6 protein-coding genes are annotated in these 7310 nt (G+C 65.6%); 2 read left to right on the top strand and 4 right to left on the bottom strand.

Translation table 11 applies throughout. The annotated features are described in order from the left end of the window. The 4 genes from GTP90_RS28065 to GTP90_RS28050 all read right to left on the bottom strand — a co-directional run. Positions 1-553 (bottom strand): FAD:protein FMN transferase (locus GTP90_RS28065; protein ID WP_161086601.1); only part of this gene is annotated, 553 nt, incomplete at its 3' end. Then, complete coding sequence (locus GTP90_RS28060) at positions 553-1089, bottom strand: FMN-binding protein (RefSeq protein WP_161086600.1); 537 nt, start codon at positions 1087-1089, stop codon at positions 553-555. The genes GTP90_RS28065 and GTP90_RS28060, both read right to left, overlap by 1 nt. A gap of 1 nt (position 1090) precedes the next feature. Then, positions 1091-2398: a putative porin gene (locus GTP90_RS28055; protein WP_161086599.1), complete on the bottom strand. Its 1308-nt coding sequence runs from the start codon at positions 2396-2398 to the stop codon at positions 1091-1093. Positions 2399-2413: 15 nt separating this feature from the next. Continuing rightward, a complete protein-coding gene (locus GTP90_RS28050; RefSeq protein WP_161086598.1) occupies positions 2414-3637 on the bottom strand; it encodes a cytochrome-c peroxidase in 1224 nt (407 codons plus the stop codon). 268 nt (positions 3638-3905) lie between these two features. Here GTP90_RS28050 and GTP90_RS28045 point away from each other — a divergent pair, with 268 nt between their 5' ends. Both GTP90_RS28045 and GTP90_RS28040 read left to right on the top strand, forming a co-directional pair. Continuing rightward, positions 3906-6122 (top strand): TonB-dependent receptor, encoded by a 2217-nt coding sequence (locus tag GTP90_RS28045; protein ID WP_161086597.1) that lies wholly within the window; start codon positions 3906-3908, stop codon positions 6120-6122. Positions 6123-6132: 10 nt separating this feature from the next. After that, the gene (locus tag GTP90_RS28040) at positions 6133-7218 is read left to right on the top strand and encodes a metallophosphoesterase family protein (protein WP_161086596.1); all 1086 of its coding nucleotides are present in this window, start codon (positions 6133-6135) and stop codon (positions 7216-7218) included. Positions 7219-7310: the final 92 nt, after the last annotated feature.

Here is a 7310-nt window from a genome sequence, read left to right as displayed (position 1 = left end):
CCTGCGGATCGCGCACGGCCACCGGCCAGTCGCGTTCGCCGAAGGCGCGCAGGTCGCCGCCGGCGTTGACGCAGCCGCTGGCGACGCCCGCGCGCTGCAAGGCCTCGACCGCGAGATCGACCGCGTAACCCTTGGCGATGCCGCCCAGGTCCAGCCATCCCGGCGCCAGCTTGCAGGCCATTGGCGATTGCTCGCAGCGGTACACCGCCAGCGCCGGCTGGTACGGCGGCGTGTCCGCCGCGGCGGGGCGGGGCAGGCATTCCCAGTCCACCAGGCGCGGCGCGCAGGCGATGTTGAACAGGCCGTGCGACAGCTCGGTCATCCTTGCGGCCAGTTGCAGCACCCGCCACGTGTGCGGATGCAGTTCCAGCAGCTCGCCCGGCGCCGCGCGGTTCAGGCGCGAGACGTCGCTGGCGGCGTCGTGAAAACTCATCAGGCGATGCACCAGCGCGATCTCGGCGAAGGCCTGCGTGATCGACAGAGCTTCCGCCTGCGGATCGCCGTCCGCCGCGATGTCGACCAGGGTGCCCAGCCAGGGCTGGGCGCGGCGCATCACTTTTTCAGCGCCACCTGGGCCACGGCGGCGATGCGCCGCACGCCGTCGGTCAGGTGGGTGCAGGAGAGGGTGGCGCCGCTGATGTTGGCGATGCCGTCGCCCACCGCCAGCCCGCCCGTGCGCGCCGACTTGCCAACGAACTGGTGGCGCCAGGCCGGCAGGCGGATCTCGCCGCCGTGGCTCTCGCGGTAGGTCAGGATCTCGATCTGGCGCACCGTGGCGTCGGGATTGAGGCCGACCGCGTACGAGATCAGCTCGAACTTGCCGATCACGTCGTCGAGCACCATGTAGCCCAGCAGCTGGTCGCCGCTGTAGGCGCCGACCACGCGCCAGTTGACCGAACGCGCGGGCAGGCCGGCCAGCTTCTCCACCTGCTGCATCTGCGCCAGCGACAGCGCCAGGTCCTGCTGGCGGAACGCGGTCGCTTCCGGGAACATCAGCTTCTGCGCCTGCTCCGCGTTCAGGTACTGCGCCGCGAAGGCCGGCGCGCCGGCGGCGCATGCCGCCAGGGGGATCAAGTGGCGGTAGCGCATATCAGTACGAGAAGCCCATGCCCAGGTTCAGGCGGTCGCGCGACTTGTCCTCCTTGAACTTCTGGTAGTCCGCCTTCAGCACCACGCCTTCGCCGACCTTCAGGTTGGCGCCGACGGTGGTGACCTTCTCGTCAGGCGAGGCGGCCACGCCCAGGCCCTGCGGCACGGCGGCGTAGCTCTTGGCGGTGTTGAACTGCTCGTAGCGCACGAAGGGGCTGAGCGTGTAGTCGCCCACTTCCATCAGGCGGTACGCGGCCTGCGTGTACCAGCCGGCAAAGCTCTTCGGCACCGGCGTCGGATTGCCGACCAGCGTTTCGTTGAGCGCCTCGGTGTTGCTGATCTGGCCGCGCGCGTACAGCGCCGACAGGTCCCAGCGGCCCGGCGTGTAGCGGGTGTGCAGGTCGACCATGGTGATGCGGGCGTCGTTGGCGGTGAAGCCGTCGGCCTTGTGGCCGGCCTTGCCGGTGAAGACGGAGCCGCCCACCAGCAGGCCGGGCACGCCGCGCCAGTTCAGCGCAGCGTGCACGCTCAGGTCGCGCGACTTGGCCTGCTGGCCTTCCTGGTGGATGGAGCCCAGCGGCGATTCGCGGCCGTCGCTGCCGGCGGCGTCCCACTTGCCCAGGTCGAAGCCGGTGGTGATGCCGGTGTCCCAGGTCAGGCCGCCGGCGGTGTCGCCGGACAGGCTCACGCCCACTTCGCGCCAGGTCGACGGGATGATCGCCGTCTCGACGAAGTTGCGCTCGACGCCGTAGTAGGCGGTCGGTTCGTGGTTGGTGTTCAGCAGGCCCATCGGAATCAGGTACAGGCCGACCTTGCTGCGCAAGCCGTTGCCGAATTCGCGCTCGACGTACAGCTGTTCGATCTCGCTCTCGCCCTTGTCGTCGGCGGAGACCACGGCGTGTTCCCATTCGAATTCGGCGACCATCTTGGTCTTCTGGTCGAAGCGGTGTTCGATGCCGATCACCGCGCGGCGCACGTCGGCCTGCGCGCCGCTGGCGTTCTTGGTCGGACGGTTGTAGTTGATTTCGCCGTAGGCGCCGAAGATGGTCGATGGCGCGGAGGCCGCAACGGCGGGCTCCGTTGCCGGTGCCGCCATCACGGGCGCCGGCGCCGCCGCGGCGATGGCTTGCTGGCGTTGTTCGACCGCTTCGGTTTTCTTGACGCTGGCTTTCAGTTCGGCCTTCAGCTGTTCCAGCTCGGCGGCCATTTTTTCGATACGGGCCATCAGTTCGGCCTCGCCCGCGGTGGCGGCGAGCGGCGCGGCGAGGAAGGCGGCGGCGAGGGCGGTGGCGATCAGGTGTTTGTTCATCTCGGGTCTCTGGAATTAAGGGTTGGATTTGTAGCCGTCGGTCAGCGTGCCGAGGAAGGTCACGACGTCGTCGATCTCGCTGGGCGACAGCGCCGGCGCCATGCCGGGCTGGCGGTTGTAGGGTACTTCGGTGGTGTTGACGTTCTTGCGGTACTCCGGCGGCAGGTCGTTAAACTTCTGCACCACGCCGTCGGCGCCGGTCGGATACCACTCTTCTGGATTGGTGTCGCGCCGCACGTAGAACGCCACCACGTCTTTCAGGTTGTCGAAGGCGCCGTTGTGGAAGAAGGTCTGGCGCGTGGCCACGTTGCGCAGCGTCGGCACCTTGAAGGCGCCGCACAAGTCGGTGCGCGCGGCCAGGTCGGTGCGGTCGGGGCCACACAGGCCAAGGTCGAAGTAGGCCGGATCGGCGGTCGCCGCCAGCTTCTTATTGCGCGGCACGCCGAGGTTATCGAAGGTGAAGTCGGTGAACAGCGGCGGCGCGCCATTCGCCCCGCGCGCGCTGGTGTGGCAGCCGATGCAGTTGCCTTTGGCCGGATCGTTGAACAGCGCCAGGCCGCGCAGTTCCTGGTCGGATAGCTTCACTTTACCGGCCAGGAACTGGTCGTACTTGGAATCGAAGGGATGGAATTCCGTGTCTTCCAGCTGGTAGGTTTGCAGCGCGAAGGTCATGCGGCTGAAGGCCTGCTCGGCGTTGTCGAGGATCGCGGCGCCGAACTGCGCGCGGAACTGCTCGACGTACGGCGCCTTTTTCAGCTTGTCGATCACATCCTGCTTGCTGACGTTGGCCATTTCGTGCGGCGCCAGGAAGGGGCGCTCGGCTTGTTCGGCCAGGCTTTGCGCACGGCCGTCGCGGTCGATGCCGCCGGTCGGCGTGCCGTCCTTGGCGAAGAAGAAGGCCGGGTTCTGGTTCAGGTAGCGCAGCGACGGCGCGGCGCGGAAGCCCTGCACGTCGCCATTGGCGCCGCCCAGCTGCGCGGACAGGTTGTTGGTCGGCCCGTGGGCCCGATCAGGGCTGTGGCAGGTCGCACACGACTGTTTGCCGGAGGCCGACAGCGACTGGTCCTTGAAAATCAGTTCGCCCAGCTTGGCGGTCTGGCTGAGGCCCGCCTCAACCACGGGCGGCGCCGGGGACGGCGCGGTAGGGGAGGAAGAGCCGCCGCCACCGCTGCACGCCGCCAGGCTGGCCAGCAGCAGCGCTGCGGGGAGGAGGAGGGCGCGGGAATATTGTGTACGCATGCGTGTTCAAGTAAATGGGAATGACAACAATTCGCATTATCGCTGATGCGTTGGTTTTATGCCAATCAATCAAGGGCCAGTGTGGTTTATTTTTCCTCCTGGATAGTGAGTTCGTATTAATTTCATTCATGTTGGCGGCTTTAATTCTGCGTTAATGAAAGCCCTGCTAGGCATCAGGCTCGCGCAGGATTATCAAAGCGATTCATACTGTTGTCACAATAGTTTCTTAGACTTTCCGGTTTTTACACCCCGCAAACTGGAAAGCCAAATGAAGAATCCGAAGCAGCACTTGATCTTGTCGACCATGTCGGCCCACGTTCTGGCCGCGCTGACCTTGATGGCCGGTGGCGCGCAGGCGCAAACCGCCGCGCCCTCCGACGATGTGCCGGTGTCGAACACCGCGCTGGATTCGGAGGCGATCAAGAGCCGCGTGGTGATCACCGGTTCCAATGCCGCCAACCGCGCGCCGGTGCAGGCGTCGTTGCAGGCTACCCAGCCGCAGTCCATCATCACCGCGACCTTCATCGAGCAGGCCGTGACGCCGCTGGCGGACTTCAACGCCGTCGCGCGCATCGCGCCCAGCGTCGGCTCCGGACTGTCGTCGAACGGCCCAGGCCTGGGCGAGTCGAAGGTCACGCTGCGCGGCTTCCAGGACGGCGAGTACAACATCACCTACGACGGCATCCCGTTCGGCGATACCAACAACCCGACCCACCATTCGACCTCCTACTTCCCGGCCCGTATCATCGGCGGCATGGTGATCGAGCGCGGACCGGGCAACGCCAGCAACCTGGGACAGGCCACCTTCGGCGGTTCGATCAACCTGTTCTCGAAGGAGCTGTCGACCGAATTCCGTTTTTCGCCTTACGCCACCTATGGTTCCTGGAACACCAAGATCGTCGGCGCGGAGGTCGACTCCGGCCAGTTGGAGAAATTCGGCGACGCGCGCATGATGTTCAACGCCTCGCGCCTGACCAGCGACGGCTACCAGACCTACAGCAGCGTCAAGGAAGACAACTACCAGCTCAAGCTCCAGAAGCCGATCGGCAAGGACACCATGCTGACGGTGTTCTCGACCTATAACAAGATCCACAGCTACGTGCCGGACAAGGCGGGCGTCACGCTGAACCAGGTCGCGCTGTACGGTAAAAACTACTCGCTCAACAACGACAGGACCAGCCAGAACTACTTCGGCTACAACTACAACGACAAGCGCACCGACTTCGAGTACATCCGCCTGCAATCGAACCTGGACGGCGGCTGGGCGATCGACAACACGCTCTACACCTACGCCTACGACAACAACACCTTCTCCGGCCAGGACGCCAGCGGCGCCACCGCCAACGGCACCAAGTCCGGCGCGGCCGGCAACAAGAACGTCCCCGGCTATAACAAGCTCAATTCCTACCGCGTCAACGGCGACATCTTCAAGCTGACCAAGCGCCTGGAAGCTGGCCTGCTGCGCACCGGCATCTGGCTGGAGAACTCGGACACCGACCGCCACACCTTCGACCTGGATTGGACGCTGAACGTGCCCAATCCGAAGGAGGCGACCGCGCCGAAGGACGTTTCGTACAACCAGAACTCGTCGTGGAAGCAGTATCAGCCCTTCGTCGAATTCGAATGGGCGGTGGCGCCGCAATGGACGGTGACGCCGGGGATCAAGTACGTCGACTTCAAGCGCTCGCTGGACGCGGTGGTCAACCAGGGCACGCGTCTCGCGACCAAGGCCGACCAGACCTACAACACCACCTTGCCGTTCCTGACCGCGAACTACGCCGTGAACAAGGAATGGTCGGCCTACGCCCAGGTGGCGCGCGGCTTCCTGGTGCCGGACCTGTCCATGTTCTACGTGAATAACCCCAACCTGAGCACACCCAAGCCGCAGACCTCCACCAACTACCAGCTGGGCACCGTGCATCAATCGGGCCGCCTGACCTTCGACGCGGACGTCTACTACATCGATTTCAACAACAAGATCGCCTCGACCGGCACCGGCAATGACCTGGTCTACTACAACCAGGGCGGCGTGGTCTACAAGGGCATCGAGGGCGCGGCGACCGTGTACGTCGGCGGCGGCTTCTCGCTGCACGCCAACGGCTCGGTCAACAAGGCCGAGGCCAAGGACACCGGCCTGCAAATCGCCAAGGTGCCGAAATCAACCGCCGCACTGGGCCTGCTGTACAAGGACCATGGCCTGTATGGCTCGCTGATCGCCAAGACCAACGGCAGCCAGTACGCCAAGGACGGCGAGCCGGCCGCCTACCAGATCGGCGCCTACACCGTGACCGACTTCACGGCCGGCTACCGCTGGCGCGTGGGCGGCGGCGTGGTCAAGATGCTCAAGCTGCAGGTGGGCGTCAACAACGTCTTCAACAAGCAGGACGCGACGTCGATCTCGGCCAGCAGCAAGGGCGCGGCGTTCGACCAGTACACCTTCGTGCCGGAACGCAGCTGGACGGTCTCGCTCAATGCCGACTTCTAAGGCGGCGGGCATGCGCTTATCCACGATGCTGTGCGGCGCGCTGCTGGTGCTGCACCAGGGCGCCGCGCTGGCCGCCAGGCCCGATCCGGTGGTGATGTCGTTCGCCACCGTGGGCGACTCGCGCGCCGACCTGGCCAGCGCCGAAACGGCGCAGGACAAGGTCTACCTGCAGAACACGCGGGCGCTGTCGCGCATCCTGCGCGAGATCCAGGCGGCGCGGCCGAAAGCCTTGTTCTTCAATGGCGACATGATCATGGGCTACACCGCCGACAAGGCGGCGATAGCGCGCCAGTACGCCTACTGGCGCGGCATGACGGCGGGCCTGATGGAGAGCGGCACCTACGTGGTGCCGGTCAGCGGCAACCACGAGATGCAGTTCAAGGCCAAGGACGCGGCGGGCAAGACCACCAAGACCGCCCGCCTGGAAAACGAGGAGCTGTGGCGCGAAAGCATGGGCGACCTGATACTGGATACGGCCCGCTGGAAAGCCGTCACCGGCATCGAGGCCACCGCCTTCGACGCCGCCAACGCGCCAGCGGTCGATGGACCGGATGGCAACCGGACCAGCCAATCGCAGCTCACGTTCTCCTTCGACGCCGGCGGCAGCCACTTCGCCGTGATCGACACCGACCCGGTGGGCAACGACGGCCACGGACCGGCCAACTGGCTGGCCGAGGACTTCCGCCAGGCCAAGGCACGCGGCGCCAAACGCTTCTTCGTGTTCGGCCACAAGCCGGCCTACACCTACCACTTCAAGGATGGCGTCGAGAAGGACGGCATGGACATCTACCCCGGCAACGCCGCGGCCTTCTGGCGGGTGATGGAGGAATACGGCGGCGCGTATTTCTGCGGCCACCAGCACATCTTCAACGCGCAGCAGCCTGCGCGCGCCAGCGGCGGCAAGGCGTGGCAGGTGATGGTCGGCTCCGGCGGTTCGCCGTTCAGCGCCAAGCCGGGAGACAGCAGCAACCCGCAGGACAGGACGTACGCGTGGGCGCTGGTGCGGGTGCGCGCCAGCGGCAAGGTGCGCATCGAGGTGCATGGCTTCGATGAACACTACGGCAAAACTCGGCGTCTGAAAACCATCGACTTCTGAGCCGGGGCAGCGCCAAATTGCTGACGATCCTGCAACGTAGCGCTACAATGGGCTGATCGCAGCCACCGCCGCCAGCCAGCGGGCCTATTGTG

Source organism: Duganella vulcania (assembly GCF_009857655.1).
GTDB classification, from domain to species: domain Bacteria; phylum Pseudomonadota; class Gammaproteobacteria; order Burkholderiales; family Burkholderiaceae_D; genus Rugamonas; species Rugamonas vulcania.
This window is presented reverse-complemented; position numbering and strand designations above follow the sequence as displayed.

Excerpts from the sequence above, each read along its gene's own strand:
- GTP90_RS28060 (WP_161086600.1), bottom strand. The coding sequence starts at position 1,089 with ATGCGCTACCGCCACTTGATCCCCCTGGCGGCATGCGCCGCCGGCGCG.
- GTP90_RS28055 (WP_161086599.1), bottom strand. The coding sequence starts at position 2,398 with ATGAACAAACACCTGATCGCCACCGCCCTCGCCGCCGCCTTCCTCGCC.
- GTP90_RS28050 (WP_161086598.1), bottom strand. The coding sequence starts at position 3,637 with ATGCGTACACAATATTCCCGCGCCCTCCTCCTCCCCGCAGCGCTGCTG.
- GTP90_RS28045 (WP_161086597.1), top strand. The coding sequence starts at position 3,906 with ATGAAGAATCCGAAGCAGCACTTGATCTTGTCGACCATGTCGGCCCAC.
- GTP90_RS28040 (WP_161086596.1), top strand. The coding sequence starts at position 6,133 with ATGCGCTTATCCACGATGCTGTGCGGCGCGCTGCTGGTGCTGCACCAG.